The sequence below is a fragment of the Sinorhizobium americanum genome (assembly GCF_001651855.1).
Lineage (GTDB): Bacteria > Pseudomonadota > Alphaproteobacteria > Rhizobiales > Rhizobiaceae > Sinorhizobium > Sinorhizobium americanum.
The window spans coordinates 112823-134040 of sequence record NZ_LNQC01000053.1 but is presented as its reverse complement, the minus strand read 5'-3'; the positions used below and the strand labels follow the sequence as shown (position 1 = coordinate 134040).

At 64.8% G+C, this 21218-nt stretch carries 21 protein-coding genes; 15 read left to right on the top strand and 6 right to left on the bottom strand.

The window, feature by feature from the left end; translation table 11 throughout:
* Positions 1-30 precede the first annotated feature (30 nt).
* The 7 genes from ATC00_RS14575 (at position 31) to ATC00_RS14545 (ending at position 8343) form a co-directional block, all read left to right on the top strand.
* Positions 31-291, top strand: a complete 261-nt coding sequence (locus ATC00_RS14575; RefSeq protein ID WP_234782314.1) for a hypothetical protein — start codon at positions 31-33, stop codon at positions 289-291.
* A gap of 29 nt (positions 292-320) precedes the next feature.
* Positions 321-2324 (top strand): acetyl-CoA carboxylase biotin carboxylase subunit, encoded by a 2004-nt coding sequence (locus ATC00_RS14570; RefSeq protein WP_064253332.1) that lies wholly within the window; start codon positions 321-323, stop codon positions 2322-2324.
* 250 nt (positions 2325-2574) lie between these two features.
* The gene (gene scpA / locus ATC00_RS14565; protein ID WP_064253459.1) at positions 2575-4713 is read left to right on the top strand and encodes a methylmalonyl-CoA mutase; all 2139 of its coding nucleotides are present in this window, start codon (positions 2575-2577) and stop codon (positions 4711-4713) included.
* Between the two features lie 173 nt (positions 4714-4886).
* Complete coding sequence (locus ATC00_RS14560; protein ID WP_064253331.1) at positions 4887-5678, top strand: citryl-CoA lyase; 792 nt, start codon at positions 4887-4889, stop codon at positions 5676-5678.
* A 2-nt stretch (positions 5679-5680) separates the two neighbouring features.
* On the top strand, positions 5681-6991 hold the full coding sequence (locus ATC00_RS14555) for a phenylacetate--CoA ligase family protein (protein WP_064253330.1): 1311 nt from the start codon (positions 5681-5683) through the stop codon (positions 6989-6991).
* A gap of 52 nt (positions 6992-7043) precedes the next feature.
* Positions 7044-7634 (top strand): VOC family protein, encoded by a 591-nt coding sequence (locus ATC00_RS14550; RefSeq protein WP_064253329.1) that lies wholly within the window; start codon positions 7044-7046, stop codon positions 7632-7634.
* Positions 7635-7656: 22 nt separating this feature from the next.
* Positions 7657-8343 (top strand): glutathione S-transferase family protein, encoded by a 687-nt coding sequence (locus ATC00_RS14545; protein ID WP_064253328.1) that lies wholly within the window; start codon positions 7657-7659, stop codon positions 8341-8343.
* 13 nt (positions 8344-8356) lie between these two features.
* On the opposite strand, the gene ATC00_RS14540 is transcribed toward ATC00_RS14545, so the two are convergent.
* Both ATC00_RS14540 and ATC00_RS14535 read right to left on the bottom strand, forming a co-directional pair.
* Positions 8357-8983: a hypothetical protein gene (locus ATC00_RS14540; protein ID WP_082912340.1), complete on the bottom strand. Its 627-nt coding sequence runs from the start codon at positions 8981-8983 to the stop codon at positions 8357-8359.
* A gap of 30 nt (positions 8984-9013) precedes the next feature.
* Entirely contained in the window at positions 9014-10408 is a 1395-nt protein-coding gene (locus tag ATC00_RS14535; RefSeq protein WP_064253326.1) for a selenium-binding family protein, read from the bottom strand.
* Between the two features lie 131 nt (positions 10409-10539).
* On the opposite strand from ATC00_RS14535, the gene ATC00_RS14530 reads away from it, so the two are divergent.
* Complete coding sequence (locus ATC00_RS14530; protein WP_064253325.1) at positions 10540-10839, top strand: DUF1905 domain-containing protein; 300 nt, start codon at positions 10540-10542, stop codon at positions 10837-10839.
* Here ATC00_RS14530 and phnF read toward each other — a convergent pair.
* The gene (phnF, locus tag ATC00_RS14525) at positions 10836-11567 is read right to left on the bottom strand and encodes a phosphonate metabolism transcriptional regulator PhnF (protein ID WP_064253458.1); all 732 of its coding nucleotides are present in this window, start codon (positions 11565-11567) and stop codon (positions 10836-10838) included. The genes ATC00_RS14530 and phnF overlap by 4 nt on opposite strands.
* 99 nt (positions 11568-11666) lie before the next feature.
* Between phnF and phnG the strand changes: the two genes are divergently transcribed.
* The 7 genes from phnG (at position 11667) to ATC00_RS14490 (ending at position 16896) form a co-directional block, all read left to right on the top strand.
* A complete protein-coding gene (gene phnG / locus ATC00_RS14520) occupies positions 11667-12137 on the top strand; it encodes a phosphonate C-P lyase system protein PhnG (RefSeq protein ID WP_064253324.1) in 471 nt (156 codons plus the stop codon).
* Positions 12137-12739: a phosphonate C-P lyase system protein PhnH gene (gene phnH / locus ATC00_RS14515; protein ID WP_064253323.1), complete on the top strand. Its 603-nt coding sequence runs from the start codon at positions 12137-12139 to the stop codon at positions 12737-12739. The genes phnG and phnH overlap by 1 nt, the downstream gene beginning before the upstream one ends.
* 4 nt (positions 12740-12743) lie before the next feature.
* Positions 12744-13850 carry a carbon-phosphorus lyase complex subunit gene (locus ATC00_RS14510; protein WP_064253322.1) on the top strand — a complete coding sequence of 369 codons (1107 nt, stop codon included), beginning with the start codon at positions 12744-12746 and terminating at the stop codon, positions 13848-13850.
* Positions 13847-14740, top strand: a complete 894-nt coding sequence (locus tag ATC00_RS14505; RefSeq protein ID WP_064253321.1) for an alpha-D-ribose 1-methylphosphonate 5-phosphate C-P-lyase PhnJ — start codon at positions 13847-13849, stop codon at positions 14738-14740. The genes ATC00_RS14510 and ATC00_RS14505 overlap by 4 nt, the downstream gene beginning before the upstream one ends.
* On the top strand, positions 14737-15513 hold the full coding sequence (phnK, locus tag ATC00_RS14500) for a phosphonate C-P lyase system protein PhnK (protein ID WP_064253320.1): 777 nt from the start codon (positions 14737-14739) through the stop codon (positions 15511-15513). The genes ATC00_RS14505 and phnK overlap by 4 nt, the downstream gene beginning before the upstream one ends.
* A gap of 64 nt (positions 15514-15577) precedes the next feature.
* Entirely contained in the window at positions 15578-16285 is a 708-nt protein-coding gene (gene phnL / locus ATC00_RS14495; protein ID WP_064253319.1) for a phosphonate C-P lyase system protein PhnL, read from the top strand.
* The gene (locus ATC00_RS14490) at positions 16282-16896 is read left to right on the top strand and encodes a DapH/DapD/GlmU-related protein (RefSeq protein WP_064253318.1); all 615 of its coding nucleotides are present in this window, start codon (positions 16282-16284) and stop codon (positions 16894-16896) included. Before phnL ends, ATC00_RS14490 begins: the two co-directional genes overlap by 4 nt.
* Before the next feature lie 64 nt (positions 16897-16960).
* Here ATC00_RS14490 and ATC00_RS14485 read toward each other — a convergent pair whose 3' ends face one another.
* From ATC00_RS14485 to ATC00_RS14475, 3 genes are read right to left on the bottom strand one after another with little or no spacing between them, the layout of a single operon-like run.
* A complete protein-coding gene (locus ATC00_RS14485; protein WP_064253317.1) occupies positions 16961-18670 on the bottom strand; it encodes a dihydroxyacetone kinase family protein in 1710 nt (569 codons plus the stop codon).
* Positions 18671-18674: 4 nt separating this feature from the next.
* Complete coding sequence (locus ATC00_RS14480) at positions 18675-19616, bottom strand: sugar phosphate isomerase/epimerase family protein (RefSeq protein WP_064253316.1); 942 nt, start codon at positions 19614-19616, stop codon at positions 18675-18677.
* Positions 19617-19668: 52 nt separating this feature from the next.
* Positions 19669-21204: a tripartite tricarboxylate transporter permease gene (locus ATC00_RS14475; protein WP_064253315.1), complete on the bottom strand. Its 1536-nt coding sequence runs from the start codon at positions 21202-21204 to the stop codon at positions 19669-19671.
* Positions 21205-21218: the final 14 nt, after the last annotated feature.

The window sequence follows — 21218 nt, the reverse complement described above, 5'->3', positions numbered from 1 at the left end:
ACAGCCATGAACGCGCAACCGCAACCCCCGATGATACCTGAAGCCGCCGGCCGCGGTCGCCGGCGGACGCTGCGGCATCTGGTGATGAGTGCCCTCTCCGGCACGCTCGCCGGGACGGTTGCGGCCGGCGCGCTGATGCTGCTCGACATCGGCTCCATCGGCACACTGGTCGAACGCTCAACCGACCCGTTGCTCGCCGCGGCCACGGTATTTGCGCCTTTCGCCCTGATCGGCACCGCCGCGGGCACCGCAATCGGCTTGGCTCCCTATTTCAGAAAATTCCGGCGATGACGCGACAGAGAGAATTGAAAGAGAAACGCATGTTCAAGAAGATCCTCGTCGCCAATCGTGGCGAAATCGCCTGCCGCGTCATCAAGACCGCCAAGAAGCTCGGCATTGCGACGGTCGCCGTCTATTCCGACGCCGACCGCGACGCCATGCATGTGCGGCTGGCCGACGAGGCCGTGCATATCGGACCCTCGCCCTCGAGCCAGTCCTATATCGTCATCGAAAAAATCCTCGAGGCGATCCGCAAGACCGGCGCCGACGCCGTCCATCCGGGCTACGGCTTCCTGTCGGAAAACGCCGCCTTCGCCGAGGCGCTGGAAAAGGAGGGCGTCGCCTTCATCGGCCCGCCGGTCAAGGCGATCGAGGCGATGGGCGACAAGATCACCTCGAAGAAGCTCGCAGCCAAAGCCGGCGTATCCACCGTTCCCGGCCATATGGGCCTGATCGAGGACGCCGACGAGGCGGTGCGGATTGCCTCGTCGATCGGCTTTCCGGTGATGATCAAGGCATCCGCCGGCGGCGGCGGCAAGGGCATGCGCATCGCCTGGAACGAGCGCGAGGCGCGCGAGGGCTTCCAGTCGTCGAAGAACGAGGCGAAGAGCTCGTTTGGCGACGACCGCATCTTCATCGAGAAATTTGTCACCGAGCCGCGCCATATCGAGATCCAGGTGCTCGGCGACAAGCACGGCAACACGCTCTATCTCGGCGAACGCGAATGCTCGATCCAGCGGCGCAACCAGAAGGTCATCGAGGAGGCCCCCTCTCCTTTCCTCGACGAGACGACGCGCCGCGCCATGGGCGAGCAGGCGGCGGCGCTCGCCAAGGCCGTCGGCTACCACTCGGCCGGCACGGTCGAATTTATCGTCGACGGCGACCGCAACTTCTATTTCCTCGAGATGAACACCCGCCTTCAGGTCGAGCATCCGGTGACGGAGCTCGTCACCGGCCTCGACCTCGTCGAGCAGATGATCCGCGTCGCGGCGGGCGAGAAGCTTGCCTTCGGCCAGGGCGACGTGAAGCTCGACGGCTGGGCAATCGAAAGCCGCCTCTATGCGGAAGACCCCTATCGCAATTTCCTGCCGTCGATCGGCCGGCTGACGCGCTACCGGCCGCCGGAAGAAGGCCGGCAGGACGACGGCACGGTCATCCGCAACGACACCGGCGTCTTCGAGGGCGGCGAGATCTCGATGTTCTACGACCCGATGATCGCCAAGCTCTGCACCTGGGGACCCGACCGCGCCACGGCCGTCGAGGCGATGGCGAAGGCGCTCGACGCCTTCGAGGTCGAGGGCATCGGCCACAACCTGCCCTTCCTCTCCGCCGTGATGCAGCAGCAGCGGTTCCGCGAGGGACGGCTGACGACCGCCTATATCGCCGAGGAATTCGCCGACGGCTTCCACGGCGTCGCACCGGACGAGGCATCGGCGATGAAACTCGCCGCCGTCGCCGTTATCGTCAATCGGGCGCTGCAGGAGCGTGCCAGCCAGATTTCCGGAACGATCGGCAACCACCACCGGGTCGTCGGCCACGAGTGGATGGTGAACTTTGCCGAGCGCGAATTCGCGGTGACAAGCGGAACCTCAGCCGACGGCGCCTATGTGCGCTTCGCTGACGAAACTACCATTGCGGTCGCCAGCGATTGGCTGCCCGGCCGCACGCTCGCCACCTTCAACATAGACAATCGGCCGATGGCGGTGAAGGTCGACCTCGTCGGCACCGGCATAAGGCTGCGCTGGCGCGGCATCGATGTCGTCGCCCGGGTCAGAAGCCCGCGCGTCGCCGAACTCGCCCGGCTGATGCCGAAGAAGCTGCCGCCGGACACCTCGAAGATGCTGCTCTGCCCGATGCCCGGCGTCGTCACCTCGATTGCAGTGAAGAAAGGTGACACGGTCGAGGCCGGCCAGTCACTCGCCGTCGTCGAGGCGATGAAGATGGAGAATATCCTGCGGGCGGAGAGGCGCGCGACGGTGAAGCGCGTCGCGATCGCCGCCGGCGCGAGCCTGGCGGTGGATGAACTGATCATGGAGTTCGAGTGATGGTGCTGATGCTCCCCTCTCTTCTACGGAGCATGTTGAAGCGTTGGGAGAGACCCCTCCCCAACCCCTCCCCACAAGGGGGAGGAACTCTGCGGCGGCACCGCCTTGCTCCCTTCGACATCTGTACGAGTAATTTGTGCAAAAATAGCGTGCGGAGAGCGCGGCACAGCAGCCCCTCCCCCTTGTGGGGAGGGGTTGGGGAGGGGTCTGTCCCGCGCCACGAACAGATGCGCCTCGAATGGAGCGGACGATGACCAAAAAGACCATCAAGGACTGGGAAGCCCTCGCCGAGAAGGAGCTCAAAACCTCCCCCGAAAGCCTCACCTGGCATACGCCCGAAGGCATCGCGGTCAAGCCGCTCTACACCCAGGACGACCTCGCGGCCATCGACCACCTCGACACGCTCCCCGGCTCCGAGCCCTTCCTGCGCGGCCCGCGCGCCACCATGTATGCCGGCCGGCCCTGGACGATCCGGCAATATGCCGGATTCTCGACGGCGGAAGCCTCGAACGCCTTCTACCGGCGGAACCTTGCCGCCGGCCAGCAGGGCGTCTCGGTCGCCTTCGACCTCGCCACCCACCGCGGCTATGACAGCGACCACCCCCGCGTCGTCGGCGACGTCGGCAAGGCGGGGGTGGCAATCGACTCGGTCGAGGACATGAAGATCCTGTTCGACGGCATCCCGCTCGAGAAAATCTCGGTCTCGATGACCATGAACGGCGCGGTGATCCCGATCCTCGCCTCCTTCATTGTCGCCGGCGAGGAACAGGGCGTGTCGCGCGAGAACCTCTCCGGGACCATCCAGAACGACATCCTCAAGGAGTTCATGGTCCGCAACACCTACATCTACCCGCCGGAACCCTCGATGCGGATCGTCGCCGACATCATCGAATATACGGCGAAGGAGATGCCGAAGTTCAACTCGATCTCGATCTCCGGCTATCACATGCAGGAGGCCGGCGCGACGCTCACGCAGGAGCTTGCCTTTACCCTCGCCGACGGGCGCGAATATGTGCGCGCAGCCCTTGCCAAGGGGCTGAACGTCGACGATTTCGCCGGCCGGCTCTCGTTCTTCTTCGCGATCGGCATGAACTTCTTCATGGAGGCTGCGAAGCTGCGCGCGGCGCGGCTATTGTGGACGCGGATCATGAAGGAGTTCGAGCCGAAGAAGGCATCCTCGCTGATGCTCCGGACCCATTGCCAGACGTCCGGAGTCTCGCTTGCCGAGCAGGACCCCTACAACAACATCATCCGCACCGCCTTCGAGGCGATGTCGGCGGTGCTCGGCGGCACGCAGTCGCTGCACACCAATTCCTTCGACGAGGCGATCGCGCTACCGACCGAGTTTTCCGCCCGCATAGCCCGCAACACGCAACTGATCCTGCAGCACGAGACGGGGGTGACGAAGGTCGTCGACCCGCTTGCCGGCTCCTACTACGTCGAGAATCTCACGAACGAGCTTGCCGAGAAGGCTTGGGCGCTGATCGAAGAGGTGGAAGCGCTCGGCGGCATGACCAAGGCGGTCAATGCCGGCCTGCCGAAGCGGCTGATCGAGGAGGCGGCGACACGGCGCCAGGCGGCGGTCGACCGCGGCGACGAGGTCATCGTCGGCGTCAACAAATATCGGCTCGAGAACGAAGAGCCGATTGACATCCTGCAGATCGACAACGCCGCGGTCCGTACGGCCCAGATCAAACGGATCGAGGAAACCAGACGGCGCCGCGACTCGCAAAAGGTGAAGCAGACGCTGGAAGCGCTGGCCGAAGTGGCAAGAAGCGGCAAGGGCAATCTGCTCGCCGCTGCGGTCGAGGCGGCACGGGCGCGCGCCACCGTCGGCGAAATCTCCGACGCGATGCGGCAGGCCTTTGGCGACCATGCCGCCATTCCCGAGGTCGTCACCGACATTTACGGCAAGGCCTATGAGGGCGACCCGGAGCTCGGCGTCCTCTCCGGTAGGCTCGGCGAGGTCACGAAACGGCTCGGCCACAAGCCGAAGATCATGGTCGCCAAGCTCGGCCAGGACGGCCACGATCGCGGCGCCAAGGTGATCGCCTCGGCCTTCGGCGACATCGGCTTCGACGTCGTCGCCGGACCGCTGTTCCAGACGCCGGACGAGGCCGCCGAGCTGGCGCTTGCCGAGGAGGTCACCGTCGTCGGCGTTTCCTCGCTCGCCGCCGGCCACAAGACGCTGATGCCGCAACTCGCCGAGGCGCTGAAGAAGCGCGGCGGCGAGGACATCATCGTCGTCTGCGGCGGCGTCATCCCGCGACAGGACTATGAGTATCTGATGGAGAACGGCGTCTCCGCCGTCTTCGGCCCCGGCACGCATGTGCTCGATGCGGCGCGCGCCGTGCTCGACCTGATCGAAGGCAAGCGGCGCAACGTCTGATGACCAATCGCGGGGATGCAATTTCAAGGACGCTTCGTGAGGCACGAGCCGTCCTTTGCATTACCCGACGTCGCCGGGGCGCGCCGCTTTACCTCGGCTCTTTTTGATCTACTATCATCGCTGTAGCGCTCCCGCGGAAAACCGCGTCCGCAGACACCGCTAGAGGGGACCGCATGCAGATCGGCAAACCTCACGAGGCGATCACCCGCATTTGCCAGGCAAGTGCGGAAAGCGTCGAGGTGCGAGGCCGCGATCTCTGCAGCGACCTCATGGGACGACTGAGTTTTACCGAATATTTCTACCTGCTGCTGACCGGCCGGGAGCCCACGGACAACCAGCGCTACTTTCTCGATCTGCTGCTGATTGCCATCGCCGAGCACGGCATCATGCCGACGGTGGCGGCGGCGCGCATGACGCTCGCCGCCGATCCGGATTCGCTGCAAGGCGCTCTGGCGGCGGGACTTCTCGGTTGCGGTCCGGTGCTGGTCGGAACCTCGGAACGATGCGGCAAGCTTCTGGCCGAGGCGCAGGCCCGTGTCACGGTCGGCGAGGACGCGAAGCTGGTCGCCGTCGCAATGCTGCAGGACATCCGCAAGGCCGGCGGAAAACTGCCGGGCTTCGGCCACCCGGTGCATCGCCCGACCGATCCGCGCGCCGAACGGATCCTCGAACTCGCGGACGCACGCGGCGTCAGCGGACCGCATACAGCCATGGCGCAAAACTTCCGCGCCGCGGCGGCCGAGGTCTGGGGCAAGCCGCTCGTGATGAACGTCTCGATGCCGATCGCCGCCGTGCTTCTCGATCTCGGCTTCCCCATTGCGACGATCAAGGCGGTGCCGCTACTGGCCCGCGCCGGCGGCCTCCTTGCCCATCTCGCCGAGGAGCAGCAAAACCCAATCGGTTTCACCTTGGCAGCGCATGCCGAAGCGGCAGTCAACTATCGGAACGACGAGGACGACAGCTGATCATGTTCGAGCCCGATGTCGAGACGCTGCCCTGGCGCGACCAGATCCGGTTGGATGACGCGCTTTACCGGAAGCAGATCGCATATCTCATGGCCCGTTCACGCTTCTATCAAAGCAAGCTCAGCGAGGCCGGTTTCGAAGCGGCCGAAAGCGTCGGTGGACTTGATGCGATCGCCAATCTTCCGCTGACCGAGAAGAGCGAGATCCGGGCGAGTTGCAGTGACGCGGAGCCAATGGGGACGCATGTTGCCGTGCCGATCGACAGGATCGTCCGGATCTATTCCACCAGCGGCACCACCGGGACGCCGAGCTATATTCCGCTGACGGCGCAGGATCTCGACAACTGGGTGACGACGTCGGCACGCAGCTATTCGGCCTCGGGGATCAGGCAAGGCGAGGCGATCGTTTCGACCTATAACGCCGGGCCCTTCGCTGCCGGCGCAGCACTCGGCGCCTTCGACCGGATGGGCATGTGCCATATCCCGGTCGGCACCGGCAACACCGAGCGCCTGATGACCGCCATCAGACTCTTAAGGCCCTCGGCAGCGGTAATGACGCCGTCCTATGCCGCCCATCTCGGCGAATGGGCCGCCGATCGCGGCTTCGATCTCAAAAGTTCCAGCGTCCGCCGGTTGCTCGTCGCCGGCGAACCCGGCGGCGGCGAGCCGAAACTCCGGGCGCGCCTCGAAGAAGCCTGGGGCGCAAAGGTCACCGAGGCCATGGGTATCGGCGACATCGGCGTGTCGCTGTGGGGCGAATGCGAGGAGCAATGCGGCATGCATCTCGGCGCCCGCGGCTTGGTCCATGCCGAACTGATCGACCCCGAAACCGAATTGCCGATCGCCCTTGCTGATGGCGTGAAAGGCGAATTAGTCCTCACCCATCTTCGCCATCAGGCGGCACCGATGCTGCGGTTCCGCACGCGTGACCATGTCGAGATGTGGACGTCGACCTGCCGATGCGGGCGGACGGCACCGCGGGCGCGGTGCATCGGGCGGACGGACGACCTGCTGATCGTCCGCGGCGTCAACGTCTTTCCCTCGGCTATCAGAGACGTCGTGAACGAATTCGCGCCGGCCGTCAGCGGCGCCATCCTGATAACCCCGGTAGCCGCAGGTGCCAGACAGGAGCCACACTTGCCGGTTTCCGTGGAACTCGCCAGGGACAGCGAAGGCATTCCGGCGCTTGCCGACAAGATCCAGAAGCGCATCCGCGACGTGCTTGTCGTTTCCACGCGGATAGAAATCGTCCCCTGGGGCACGCTCCAGCGCAGCGAATACAAGTCGAAACTCGTGCAGCATCAAGCAGGGTGAGGAAAGCGGCTTTTCCGCCCGCACCCGCGGAAGAAGATTAGGGAGGACGGCAATGCGGAAGCTTCAATCGCAGGGGGTCCATCACATCACGCTTGTCGGCGCGGACCGGCAGACATCGATTGACTTCTGGGAGGGAATTCTCGGCATGCCTTTCATCTTCGAGCAGCCGAACCTCGACAGGGCCTCGGAAAGCCACCTCTATTTCGACCCGGGCGACGGGCGGCTGATCACCGTCTTTACCGACGAGAACCGCACGCCCGATCCGAAACGCACGTCGACGGACATCGGTTGCGTGCATCACATCGCCTTCACCGTGTCGCGGGCGACATTCCAGCAGGCGGTCGAGCGCCTCAATGAGCGCAACATTCGCCACAGCGGCGTCAAGGATCGCGGCTTCATGGATTCGATCTATTTCGAAGACCCGCTCGGCCTCCTGGTCGAGCTTGCCTCCTATCGCTTCGAGCCGCCGGCCGGCCACACCCATGCCGACGTACTGATGGAGGCGCATAACGTTCGGCTGGCGCGCGGCGACTATGCCATCGCCGAAGTGCATCTCGCCGATGCGATCGAGGCGCTTGTCGAAAGTGCGCGGCCGACGCTGTCGGCTGACCGCGCTCCGAAGGACCCATACGGATCAATCTAGGGAAGCAGAGGGAGGAAGACAGATGGGAACGATAAAGCTCAACGTGATCAAGCCCAGCGTCAACAACATGACGGTGCGGGTGTTTCTAAGGGCGGCAAAGCTCGATTTTGCCGAGCACGACGTCTACGGGCAGACCCGCTCCGCCGAATATCTGGCTCGCGCGCCGTCGCACCTGACGCCGATGATCGAAACGGCGGAGCTGCCCAAGGGCGCGCTCTGGGAGAGCTGCGCGATCATGCAATATCTCTGCAACAAGCACGGGCTCGATCAATTCTATCCGAAGGACCCGGAAGCGCGCGCGATGATCGACAGCGCCATGTTCTACCTGATCGGCACCTTTTATCCTTATCTCGCTCGCGCTACCTACCCGGCCCTCAACTTCCCCCAATATCCCGGCGAAGTCGGCTTCAGCGAGGCGGATGCGGAAACCAAGGAGCGGGCACGCCAGGCCGCCGCTGAGGCGCTTGCCGAACCGCTCGAGGTCTTCCGCCTCTTCTACATGGGCGACAAGCCGTTCATCGGCGGCGACAGCCCGTCGATAGCGGATATCAGGCTTGCCGCGACGCTCGAATTCCTGGCGGCGATCGACTATTCCTTGCCGGACTGGGCCAAGACCTATGTCACAGAAATGGAAAAGTCGCTCGGCGACGCCTACAGCGAGCCGGCCGCCGATGTCCGCGGCTATATCGACTATGTGAAGTCGTTGTAGGGCGAACTGCGCTTTACCAGACGAGGAGGATGATGCCGGTTGCGCCGAGCGCCGCGATCCAGAGCCGATCGAAATTGATCCATGCGGAGCGCAAGCCGGCAAGGCCAACCCAGGTAAAGACGGCCAGCGCGATTGCCGCGATCACGGTGAGCATGGCACCGGTATGGACGGCAATTGCGGTGAGGGAAACGGAGAGTGAGTCGGTGGTGCCGGCCACGCCGGCCTGATCGGCGAGGCAGAGGCTCAGGACGGCGGGCACGAGCATCAGTCCGGCACCATGGCTCGTCGCCATCAGGAAGGACCACGCGGCAAGCCCGGCCATCCCGGCGCGCATGCCGACCCTGACGCGGTGGCGGTGTCCGTAGATGGCAAGGTAACCGGCGAAAGCCAGGATAAAAGCGGCGGCGACGAGCTGCAGGCTGCGTAGGTCCATAACCGCCTCGAATGCGGCCATCACGGCCAGGACCGTCGCAATGGCAGCGGCATGGCCGAGGGCGATCGGGAGAAGCGAGAGCCAGACGGTTCGCGCGCTTTGCCGATGCAGCCCGAGCGCCACGGCGAAAAGCCACCCCATCGCCGGATTGGCGCCGTGAAAGGCACCGAGACCGGCGAGCGAGAGCCACGGCCAGAAATCCATTATCCGCTCCGACGAGGCATGGTTCTGCTCACTTCAAGGATAGCAGTAGGAATCCGACGAGCAGTCGCCGCCCTCGAGCCGGACCTGATGCGGGCGGTGGCCCTTCGGCCAATCGACGAAGAAGTTCTCGTCGAAGGAAATGCCGCCATTGTCGCCGACATCGAGCTTCACCATCCAGCCGTCGAGACCCTCCGGGTAGAATTGCGGGTCGATCGCTCCATAGAGCGAATTGGTGAAATAAACCCGCTTGCCGTCGCGGCTGATTTCCACCATCTGCGGCCCGCCGTTAAGCGCGCCGTTCGACGCCTTCGGGTGCGTCGCGCGGGCCACGATCCCGCCGATCCTAACGCGACCGGTCTCCTTCGGCGCAAGCGGATCGGAAACGTCGTACTGGATCATGTCGCCGGTGCCCCAGCAGGAGACGTAGAGGAAGCGATCGTCCATTGAGAGGTCGATATCGGTGACGAGCGGCGGCACCGCTTGAAAGCCCTTGAGCAAGGGCGGCAAGAGGTCCGGATCGGCCGGCTCGGCCGGGATTTCGATCACCTTCTTCACTGCCCACTGGTTGCCTTCGCGATACCAGGTCCAGATCGATGCGGACAAATCCTTTAGGCTGATGACGCAGCCGACGAAGCCATAGGCCTTGGTCGGATCGTGGGCCGGGCGCAATTCGAAGACGAGCTGGTGCTCCTCGCCGAAATCGATTTCCTGCAGATGCTTGCGCGTATGCAGATCCCAGAAATGCAGCCTGCGGCCATAGTTCGAGCCGAGCAGCACTTCCGGAACGAGGCCGTTTTCGAACGTATCGGGCGTTCCCCATTCGCTGGTGATCATCGTGTCGTGGCCGAGGTGCCACCAGAAGTCATAGGCGAGCTTCTGCGGTCCGCGATCCATTTCCCATTGGCCGAGCACGTCGAAACTGTCGTGGTCGAGCAGGAAGATGCCGCCGGGCGCCTTGCCGTCACGGTCGGCGAGCGCGTTGACGTAGATGCCCTCCGGTCCGCAATGGATCGTGTGCAGCCGCGAATAGTTCGCCCTCTCGGCGACTTCCTCCGGCTCAATGACGCGGACGATCTCAGGCTTGCGTGGATCGGGCTTGGTGTCGATGATATGCAGCCGCGACGACCTCAGGCCCGGGACGACCAGATACCGGCGTTCGACATGCGGATGCGGCGCGTTCGGACATAGGCAGGACGAGCAGGCATTCCAGCCGAAATGGTGAAGCTCGTCGCCGACATTCGGCATGTCCACCTGCCCGACGATCTCGGAATAGTTTGGGGACGCCGGGTCGACGTCGACGACGGCGATTGCGTCCGGCCGCTGGCGATCTGGGTCGAAGGCCGCCACATAGGCGAGCGTCTCTTTCGGCGCCTTGGCAGCCATGCGTGGGGATGGATAGAAGGAAGGATCGGGTCGCCACGTCGCCATTTCGTTTCTCCCCCAGAGAGACAATGCGTGGATCCTGATGCAAGCTTAGGTGATGCGGCAAAAACGCGTCGGAAATGCGGCGCAATTGCCTTATTCACGGGATTGCCGGCCAACGAAAGATACGGAGACAGATGGGCGAATTCGAATTCGACGCGGAGCTGTGGCTCTATCCCGGCAAAGGCGGCTGGCATTTCGTCACGCTGCCAGTGGAAGTTGCACGGCAGATCAAGTTCCTGGCCGAGCCGGGAAAACGCGGCTGGGGTAGCGAGGCTGTGATCGCACGCACCGGCAATACGGAATGGACCACGTCGATCTTCCCCGACAAGGCCTCGGGTTCATTTCTGCTGCCGGTGAAAGCGGAGGTTCGGCGGAAGGAGAGGCTCGCGGCTGGGCAGACCGTTAGGTTCAAGCTGTCGTTGGACGGCGACTAGGTCTCGATCCGGAGCTTCATCCGATCGGCCGCAAAGCGCGTGCGTGAGAATTCCACCGGCCGACCTTCGAGATCTGCGTTGACCGCGTGCGCCTCCAGGACGATCGCCCCGGGGGAAAGTTCCAGCAGGGCAAGTTCCTCCGCATCCGCGTGACGCGCGACGATCTCCGTCGAGGCGCGGACGTAGTCGTCGAGCCCGTGTGCAGAGAAGACCTTGGTGACGGAACCAAGACGCGCATATTCCTCGGCCATCCTCGGGAAGCGATCGGCGGGAAAATAGCTGACGGCTGCCGACAGCGGCCGCCCGTCGCCGCTGCTGACGGTGTGGAGCTCGACGAGCAGCGCGCCCGGAGCAAGACCTAGTGCCGTGGCGATTTCACCACTTGCCGGAACCTGATCGTGTCCGAGCAGGCGCGAGCCGATTTCCTTCACTTGCCGGCCAAGCCCTTGAGAGAAGCGGGTGCGCCGCGAGATCTGATAGGTGACCCGCTCCTTGCGCTCGATCAACGTGCCGCGTCCCTGCACGGCGCGCACCAGCCCTTCGTCTGCGAGCGCAGCAAGGGCGCTGCGCACCGTGTGCCGATTGACGCCGAACTCCTGCGCCAGCGCCGTCTCGGGCGGCACCATCCCGGTCGTATCGTAGTCGCCATTGCTGATCGCCAGCCGTATGCGGTCGGCAATCTGCCGCCAGAGCGCCACGCCGGTCTGCCGCTCAACCGTTTTTCTCACTGCCGTTTTTGCCACCGTCACAAGCCTGTCATTTCCGACCGTTAGAGAATGGTATAAGATGTATAGTTGTCTAGATCAATAGACATTTAGGTGATCACTATGAACGCGCAGCATACACTTGATACCGCGCCGGGAACGGCGGGTCGCAAAGAAGGGATGCGGCTACTGGCCCGTGCCACTCTTGCAGAGCTGACCGCCGCCTGGGAAGCCATCGCCGACAAGCCGGACGTGGCGCCGGTGCGGGGCCCGGAGACGGGGCTCGTGATGGTGCGTGGCCGCATTGGCGGCGGCGGCGATCCCTTCAACCTTGGCGAGGCGACGGTGTCGCGTGCCACCGTCCGGCTCTCGACCGGCGAGGTGGGTCACGGGCAGATGCTCGGCACCGACAAGGAGCGCGCCCGCTACGCCGCGATCTTCGACGCCCTCTTCCAGAACGATGCCCACCGTCCGGCAGTCGAAGCGCTGCACGGGCTGATCGCGGCTCGCCTCGATAGGGAAGACCAGCGGAAGGCCGAGGAGACGGCGGCGACCCGCGTCGATTTCTTCACCATGGTCCGGGGAGAGGATTGATGGGTACACAGTCGCAGATCTATGCCGGCGCCTTCGCCGATCCTGTTTTCGCGGCGCAATCCGTGTTCCGCACCCTGATGGACAGTTTTGCCCGCCCGGGCACCATCGGCCGCCTCTCGACTCAATCTTCACCACCCTCGCCTCTTGGTAACGCCAGCGGCGCCGTGGCACTGACGCTCTGCGATCAGGACACCGCCGTCTGGCTCTCACCGGCGCTCGCCAAATCCGCGGTGTCGCAATGGATCGCCTTCCACACCGGCGCCTGCGTGACTGAAGCCAAAGACGAGGCGCGTTTCGCCTTCTTCGAGAAGGGGGCCGCGGTGCCGGGCTTCGATCAGTTCGCGCTCGGTACGCAGGAATATCCCGACCGCTCGACGACGCTGGTCGTCGAGGTCGAGGCCCTGACCGGCGGTCAACCGCTTGTCGCCCGAGGTCCGGGCATCAAGACCGAGATTGTCGTCGCGCCGAAGGGGCTGCCGGATGTCTTTCTCGACTTCTGGACCGCCAACCGGGCGATCTTCCCGCGCGGCATCGATCTGGTGTTGACGGCGGAGGACTCGGTTCTCTGCCTGCCGCGCACGACCAAACTCGAGCGGGAGTAGGAGCATGTACGTAGCCGTCAAGGGCGGAGAAGCCGCCATCGCCAATGCCCATCGTTTGCTCGCCGACCGCCGGCGCGGCGACCGCTCGCTGCCCTCGATTACCATCGAGCAAGTGGTCGAGCAGCTCGGATTGGCCGTCGATCGCATCATGGCCGAGGCCTCGGTGTACGACCGCTCGCTGGCCGCACTTGCCGTTCGCCAGGCGCGCGGCGACATGATCGAGGCGATCTTCATCCTGCGCGCCTACCGCACCACGCTGCCCCGCTTCGGCTATTCCGAGCCGATCGACACCGCCGGAATGCTAGTCGAACGGCGCGTCTCGGCCACCTACAAGGACCTGCCCGGCGGCCAGCTTCTCGGCCCCACCTTCGACTATACCCACCGCCTGCTCGACCCGTCGCTCATCGGCGACGAACCGGTCGCGGCGCCGGCGATGAAGGAACCGGGCGAACAGGCCATGCGCGTCTCTGACATTCTCGACGGCGAGGGCCTGATCGAAGGCGACGGGCAGATGCCCGGCGGTCATGTGGCGGGCGACCTCACCCGCGAGCCGATGGAATTCCCGATGCCGCGCGACCTGCGCCTGCAGGCGCTCGCCCGCGGCGACGAAGGCTTCCTACTGGCGCTCGCCTATTCCACTCAGCGCGGCTACGGCCGCACCCATCCGTTCGTCGGCGAGGTGCGGATCGGCGAGGTGGAGGTTGAGCTCGATCTGCCGGAACTGGGCTTCGCGGTCTCGCTCGGCACCATCCGCGTCACCGAATGCCAGATGGTCAACCAGTTCAAGGGCTCGGCGAAGCAGCCACCGCAGTTTACCCGCGGCTATGGGCTCGTCTTCGGCCAGAGCGAGCGCAAGGCCATGTCGATGTCGCTCGTCGACCGGGCGCTTCGCACCGACGAGTTCAGCGAGGACATCGTCGCCCCGGCGCAGGACCAGGAATTCGTCATCTCGCATGCGGACAACGTCCAGGCGACCGGCTTCGTCGAGCATCTGAAGCTGCCGCACTATGTCGACTTCCAGGCCGAACTCGACCTGGTGCGGCGCATGCGCCGCGACCACGAGGCCGCTCGCGCCGGCCAAGCGAACGGCATGAAGGAGGCCGCCGAATGAACGACCTTGCCACCTACAATTTCGCCTATCTCGACGAACAGACGAAGCGGATGATCCGCCGGGCGATCCTCAAGGCGATCGCCATTCCCGGCTACCAGGTGCCCTTCGCCTCCCGCGAAATGCCGATGCCCTATGGCTGGGGTACCGGCGGCGTCCAGGTCACCGCCTCGATCCTCGGCCCTGACGACGTGCTGAAGGTCATCGACCAGGGCGCCGACGACACGACCAATGCCGTCTCGATCCGCGCCTTCTTCCAGAAGGTCGCCAATGTCGCCGTCACCACCAAGACGGTGGAGGCGACGATCATCCAGACGCGCCACCGCATTCCCGAGGAACCGCTGAAAGAGGGCCAGACGCTCGTCTACCAGGTGCCGATCCCGGAGCCGTTGCGCTTCCTCGAACCGCGCGAGACCGAGACGCGCAAGATGCATGCGCTGGAAGAATACGGCCTCATGCATGTAAAGCTCTACGAGGACATCTCCCGCAACGGCCACATCGCCACCACCTACGCCTATCCGGTCAAGGTCGAGGGCCGTTATGTCATGGATCCCTCGCCGACGCCGAAATTCGATAATCCGAAGATGCACATGTCGGAAGCGCTGCAGCTCTTCGGCGCCGGCCGCGAAAAGCGCATCTATGCGGTGCCGCCCTTCACCGAAGTCGTCAGCCTCGATTTCGAGGATCACCCCTTCGAGATCCAGACCTTCGAGAAGCCCTGCGCGCTTTGCGGTGCGGAGAACGTCTATCTCGACGAGGTGGTGCTCGACGACAGGGGCGGGCGCATGTTCGTCTGCTCCGACACCGATCACTGCGAAGACCGGCGGGCGCATGGCCATGCCGGGTCCATGCTCGCCAGTACACAGCACCAACGCAAGGAGCCCGCAGAATGAGCGCCGTGCCGCTTCTCAAAGTCAGGGACGTCTCGAAGTTCTATGGAAGCCGCATCGGCTGCCGCAATGTCTCCTTCGAGCTCTACCCCGGCGAGGTGCTCGCGGTCGTCGGCGAGTCCGGCTCCGGCAAGACCACCCTGCTTTCCTGCCTCTCGACCCGGCTGATGCCGAGTTCCGGCATGATCGAATACCACATGCGTGACGGGCAATATCGCGATCTGGCCCATATGGGCGAGGCCGCGCGGCGCTTCCTGATGCGCACCGACTGGGGCTTCGTCCACCAGAACCCGGCCGACGGGCTCAGGATGACGGTATCGGCCGGCGCCAATGTCGGCGAGCGGCTGATGGCCGTCGGCGACCGGCACTACGGCAACATCCGCGCGAGCGCCAGCGACTGGCTCAGGCGCGTCGAGATCGGCGAGGACCGGATCGACGACCAGCCGCGCGCCTTTTCCGGCGGCATGCGCCAGCGCCTGCAGATCGCCCGCAATCTCGTCACCTCGCCCCGCCTCGTCTTCATGGACGAGCCGACCGGCGGCCTCGACGTCTCGGTGCAGGCGCGCCTCCTCGATCTGGTGCGCGGCCTCGTCCACGACCTCGGGCTGGCGGCGATCATCGTCACCCACGACCTCGCCGTGGCACGGCTCCTATCACACCGGATGATGGTGATGAAGGACGGGGCCGTCATCGAGCAGGGGCTGACCGACCGGGTGCTAGACGACCCGCGCGAGCCGTATACGCAGCTCCTCGTTTCCTCCATTCTCCAGGTCTGACGCATGATCCGGAAAAGTGGAATCCGGTTTTCGGACGAGATCATGCGCAAAGGAAAGTAAAGTCATGGCCACTCCCCTCGTCGTTTCAGAAGTCGCCAAGAGCTTCACCATGCACCTGCGCGACGGCGTCCGCCTGCCGGTCGTCGCCAATGTCTCCTTCTCGGTGAAGGCCGGCGAATGCGTCGTGCTCGGCGGCCCTTCCGGGGTCGGCAAGAGCTCGATCCTCAAAATGCTCTACGGCAATTACGGTGTCGACGAGGGCCAGATCCTGATGGAGCATGATGGCCGGCTCGTGAACCTCGCCGCTGCCGAACCGCGCACCGTGCTCGAAGTGCGCCGCACCACGCTCGGTTATGTCAGCCAGTTCCTGCGCGTCGTGCCGCGCGTCTCCGCCCTCGACATCGTCGCCGAACCCTTGCAGGCGCGCGGTGTCGTTGCCGAAGAGGCGCGCGAGCGCGCCGCGGCGTTGCTGGCGAAACTCAACCTGCCGAAAGAACTCTGGGCGCTGCCGCCCGCGACTTTCTCCGGCGGCGAGCAGCAGCGCGTCAACATCGCCCGCGGCTTCATCACCGATCATAAAATCCTGCTGCTCGACGAACCAACCGCCTCGCTCGATGCCAAGAACCGCACCGTCGTCGTCGAAATGATCGCCGGGAAGAAGGCGCAAGGCACGGCGCTGGTCGGCATCTTCCACGACGCCGAAGTCCGCGACGCGGTCGCCGACCGGATCATCGACGTCTCCGAATTCTCGCCGAGAAAGCACGCCGCATGAGCCAGAAGCTTGGCCCAGAACCCTTCATCCACCCGACAGCCAGCGTCACCAGTTCGAAGCTCGGGCGCTACACCGAAGTCCAGGAGCGTTCGCGTCTCGACGAGGTCGAGTTCGGCGACTATTCCTACATCATGCAGGACGGCTCGATCTGGTGCGCGACGATCGGCAAGTTCGTCAACATCGCCGCTGCCGTGCGCATCAATGCCACCAACCACCCGACCTGGCGGGCGACCCTGCATCATTTCACCTATCGCGCGCCGATGTACTGGGACGATGCGGAGCCCGATCACGACCTCTTCGCCTGGCGCCGGCAGAACCGCGTGACGATCGGCCACGACGTCTGGATCGGCCATGGCGCGACGATCCTGCCGGGGGTCAAGGTCGGCAACGGCGCCGTGATCGGCGCCGGCGCTGTCGTGCCGAAGGATGTCGCGCCCTATACGATCGTCGGCGGCGTGCCCGCCAAGCTCATCCGCCAGCGCTTCACCGCCGAGATCGGCGACGCCATGGACCGGCTTGCCTGGTGGGACTGGGACCACGCCAAGCTGCGCCGGGCGCTGGATGATTTTCGCGAACTGACGGCAGATGAGTTTTTGGTGCGGTACGGGTGACGGCGCGCCCGGTCGCCCGGAGAGGTCCCTCCCCAACCCCTCCCCACCTGTGAGGAGGGGTTTTTCAAACCCCCTTCAAAAACTCACCGACCACCCTCGCCACCAGGGCCAGCGAAATCGCGCCGGCATCCGGATGGCCGATGCTCTTCTCCGCAAGTGGCCGGGCCCGGCCGAGTTTCGGCGTCAGGTTCGACGTCGCCTCGGCGGCGTCCTGCGCGGCTTTCGCCGCCGCCGTCCAGGCATCGACGAGCGGCTTGCACGCAGCGGCCTCTCGCTCCAGCGCCTCGACGAACGGCACCAGCGCGTCGACGAGCGTCTTGTCGCCGACGCGCGCCCGGCCGAGCCGCGTGACGCCGTCGAGGGCCAGCCTTGCGCCCTTGACGACCGCCGCGTCGTCGAGCTTCTCGTCATCGCTGAAGGCATTGCTCCAGGACCTGAGCGCCAGGCCCCAGAGTGCACCGGATGTGCCACCGGCACGATCCGCCCAGGCGTCACCCGCCGCAGCCAGCACACTCGCCGCCCCGGCACCTGCAGCAACCGCCGTCTTCGCGGCCTCGACCGCGGCAGCAGAGCCGCGACGCATGCCCTGGCCGTGATCGCCATCGCCGGCGATGGCGTCGATGCGGCCGAGTTCTTCTTCCGCATCTTTCAGAGCGTCGGCGATATTGCTGATCAACTGCGTGATGCATTTGCCGCCCTGCTGCGAGGCTTCCGAGGCGGGAGCGAATCGTTGCGGCCCGTCGGCATCGACAATTTCATCGGTCGCGGGTTCCGCAGCGATGATCGTCCCCTTGCGCAGCACCGGCGCATCTGCGGGCGCACGCCACAGCGCTTCCAGTTCCTCGTCCAACCAGACGAGCGTCAGCGAGCAGCCCTGCATGTCGAGGCTGGTAACGAACTCACCGCATTCGGGATCGATCACCTCAAGGCCGGCGTCTGCCAGTTCCTTGGCGACCGCCGTCCACAGCACGAACAGCTCTTCGTATTTGGTCGAGCCGAGACCGTTCACGACCGCGGCGACCTTACGGGTGCCGGAGGGCCGCTCGGCGATGAGCTTGCCGGTCAGCAGCTTAGCGAGGTCGTTGGCGGAGGAGACCTTCTCCTCACTGATGCCAGGCTCGCCGTGAATGCCGAGACCCAACGCCATCCGCCCCTTGGGGACGGTGAAGAGCGGCCCGGCGGCGCCCGGCAGGGTGCAGCCACCGAAGGCAACGCCGAACGACACTGTGCGGTCATTGGCAAGCCGGGCGAGGCGTTCCACCTCGTCGAGCGATTTTCCCGCCTCGGCGGCGGCGCCGGCGATCTTGAAGACGACGAGGTCGCCGGCAATGCCGCGGCGCTTGGCCGGCGTTTCCACCGAAGCACTCGCCACGTCGTCGGTCACCGGCACGATACGCACGTCGATGCCTTCGGCGCGCAGCCGTTCGGCGGCAACCCCGAAATTCAACACGTCGCCCGCATAGTTGCCGAAGCCGAGCAGCACGCCGCCGCCCTTGTCCGCATGGCGGCAGACCCGCGCGACCGCAGCGGTCGACGGCGAGGCGAAGACGTCGCCGGCAACCGCCGCGTCCGCCAGACCGGGGCCGACATAGCCGGCAAAGGCCGGATAGTGGCCGGAGCCGCCGCCAATGACCACGGCCACCTTGCCCTTCGGCACCCTGGTGGAGCGCACCACGCCGCCCCTCACCAGGCGGACATTGCGGGCATAGATCGCGGCAAACCCGGCGAGCGCGGTGGTGGCAAAATCTTCCGGAGCGTCAAAGATCGTCGTCATCGCTTCAATGTCCCTGTTCGCGAGGCAGGATGCGCCTCAGATAATCACGGTTGGCGGCGCTGACCGAAAGACCGTCGCCGCCGTAATGCTCGCAGAGGAAGGGGCTCTCAAATCCATGCGCCAGAGCCGTGCGGATCGCCGCACGATAGTTGATGACGCCGAATTCGAGCGGGGCCGGATGGGTGACGATGAGCCCCGAGGCCGCATCCTCCGTGCGGTTGTAGTTCTTGACGTGCCAATATTTAGCAAAGGGCGCAACCTTTGCCATCATCTCCTGCCAATGCTCGACCGGGCGATGCAGGCGGATGAGGTTGCCGAGATCGGCGTTGATGCCGACATTTTCGAGCCCGACCTCCTCGACGAAGCGCACCGAACCGTCGGCCGTGCCGAGATAGGTGTCCTCGTACATTTCCAAGGACACCTCGATGCCGAGCTCTTCCGCGTGTAGGCCAAGCTCGCGGACCCGCGAAACCGCCGTCTTCCAGGTCGCCGCGTCATCCGGGTTCTTCATGCCGTCGATGGTCCAGAACCACAGCACCCTCTTCTGCGCCTCGGTCAGCGGACCGAAGAAGCCGAAGGAGACCGAGCCGGCGCCGACTGCCGCCGCCGTCTCGATGACCCGGTGGCCATAGGCGAGATATTCCTCGCCGCGCTCGGGATCGATCAGGCTGCGCCGCGCCGTCGAGATTGCCGGAATGGTAAGGCCGAGGGATCGGGTCAGGTTGACGAATCCTTCCAGCCGATCACGCGACAGATCGGCAAGCCGGATCCAGCTGTCGGTCGGATCGAGTTCGGTGAAGCCGGCGTCCACCACGTCGTGAAGCGTTGCGGCCCATTCGTCGACCGACTGGTCCTGGACGGACCGGCCGTCCGGCAGCAGGTTCGGATACTGAATCATCGCGGCCGCGATTGGCCAGTTGTCACGGTTCCATTTGCGCGGCGCCATGGCGAACTCCTCGAGATTGGAGAGATTTGATCAGATGTTTCTTCGAGCCGGATCAGGCCGCCGCATTGCCGTCGCCATGCGGAGCGACGTCGTGCCGGCGCCGGCGCAGGGTGCCGATCAGCCAGAAGGCAAGCGGAGAAAGAAGCAGCACCAGGCCGAGCGCCATCAGGCCGGAAACCAGCCCGTTCGACCAGAAGATATTGAGGCTGCCGCCGGACATCAGCATCGATTGGCGGAAGGCATCCTCGGCCTTGTCGCCAAGTACCATGGCAAGAACCAGCGGCGCCAGCGGATAGTCGAGCTTCTTGAAGACGTAGCCGAGCAGGCCGAAACCGATCACCAGGAAGATGTCGGAGACGGAATTCGCAACCTGGTATGCGCCCGAGAAGATCACCGCGACGATGATCGGCCCGATGATCGAGAAGGGCACGCGCAGGATCGAGGCGTAGAGCGGCACCGTCGCAATCACCAGGAAGACGGCGACGACATTGCCGAGATACATGGAGGCGATCAGGCCCCACACGAAATCCGGCCGGTCGGTGAAGAGCATCGGGCCGGGCGTCAGGCCCCAGATCATCAGGCCGCCCATCATCACCGCGGCGGTCGCCGAACCGGGGACGCCGAGGGCCAGCATCGGCAGCAGCGCCGAGGTGCCGGCCGAATGGTCAGCGGTTTCCGGCGCCACGATGCCGCGCGGGTCGCCCTTGCCGAACAGCGACTTGTCGCGCGCCGAGCGGCGGGCAACGCCATAGCTCATGAAGGAGGCAGCGGTCGGACCGGCCGGCGTGATGCCCATCCAGATGCCGATGATCGTCGAGCGGGCGATGGTCAGCCAGTAACGCGGGATTTCGATCAGCGTGCGGCCGATCTCGGCAAGCTTGACGCGCGCCTTGATACCTTCGAAGCGCAAGCCCTCCTCACTCGTCAGCAACAGTTCGCCGATGCCGAAGAGGCCCATGACGGCGATCAGGAAGCTCACGCCCTTGATCAGCTCGGGAATGTCGAAGGTCAGTCGCAGGTTGCCGGAGATCGTGTCCATGCCGATCGAGGCGAGCGCGAAGCCGAGCATCATCGAGACGAGCGTCTTGAAGGGTGATTGCGCGCCCATCGAGATGAAGCTCGCAAAGGCGAGGAAATAGACGGCGAAATATTCGGGCGACGAAAATTTCAGGGCGAATTTCGCGACCCAGCCGGAAAGCAGCGTGATCATCACCACGCCGGCGAGTGCCCCGAGACCGGCCGAGACGAAGGCGAGCGTCAGCGCCCGGCTCGGCTGGCCGCCCTTGGCCATCGGATAACCGTCGAAGGTGGTGGCGACGGAGGACGGTTCGCCCGGGATGTTGAAAAGGATCGACGTCGTCGAGCCGCCGAACAATGCGCCCCAATACATGCAGGAGAGCAGGATGATCGCCGAGATCGGGTCCATCGAGAAGGTGAGCGGCAGGAGCAGCGACACGCCGTTCGGCGCGCCGAGGCCGGGCAGCACGCCGACGAGAATGCCGAGCGTCACGCCCACCATCATCAAGAGAATGTGGTTCCAGCTCAGGATGTGGCCGAAGCCGTCGATCAGAAGACCGATATTTTCCATGTCATTCCTCCCGC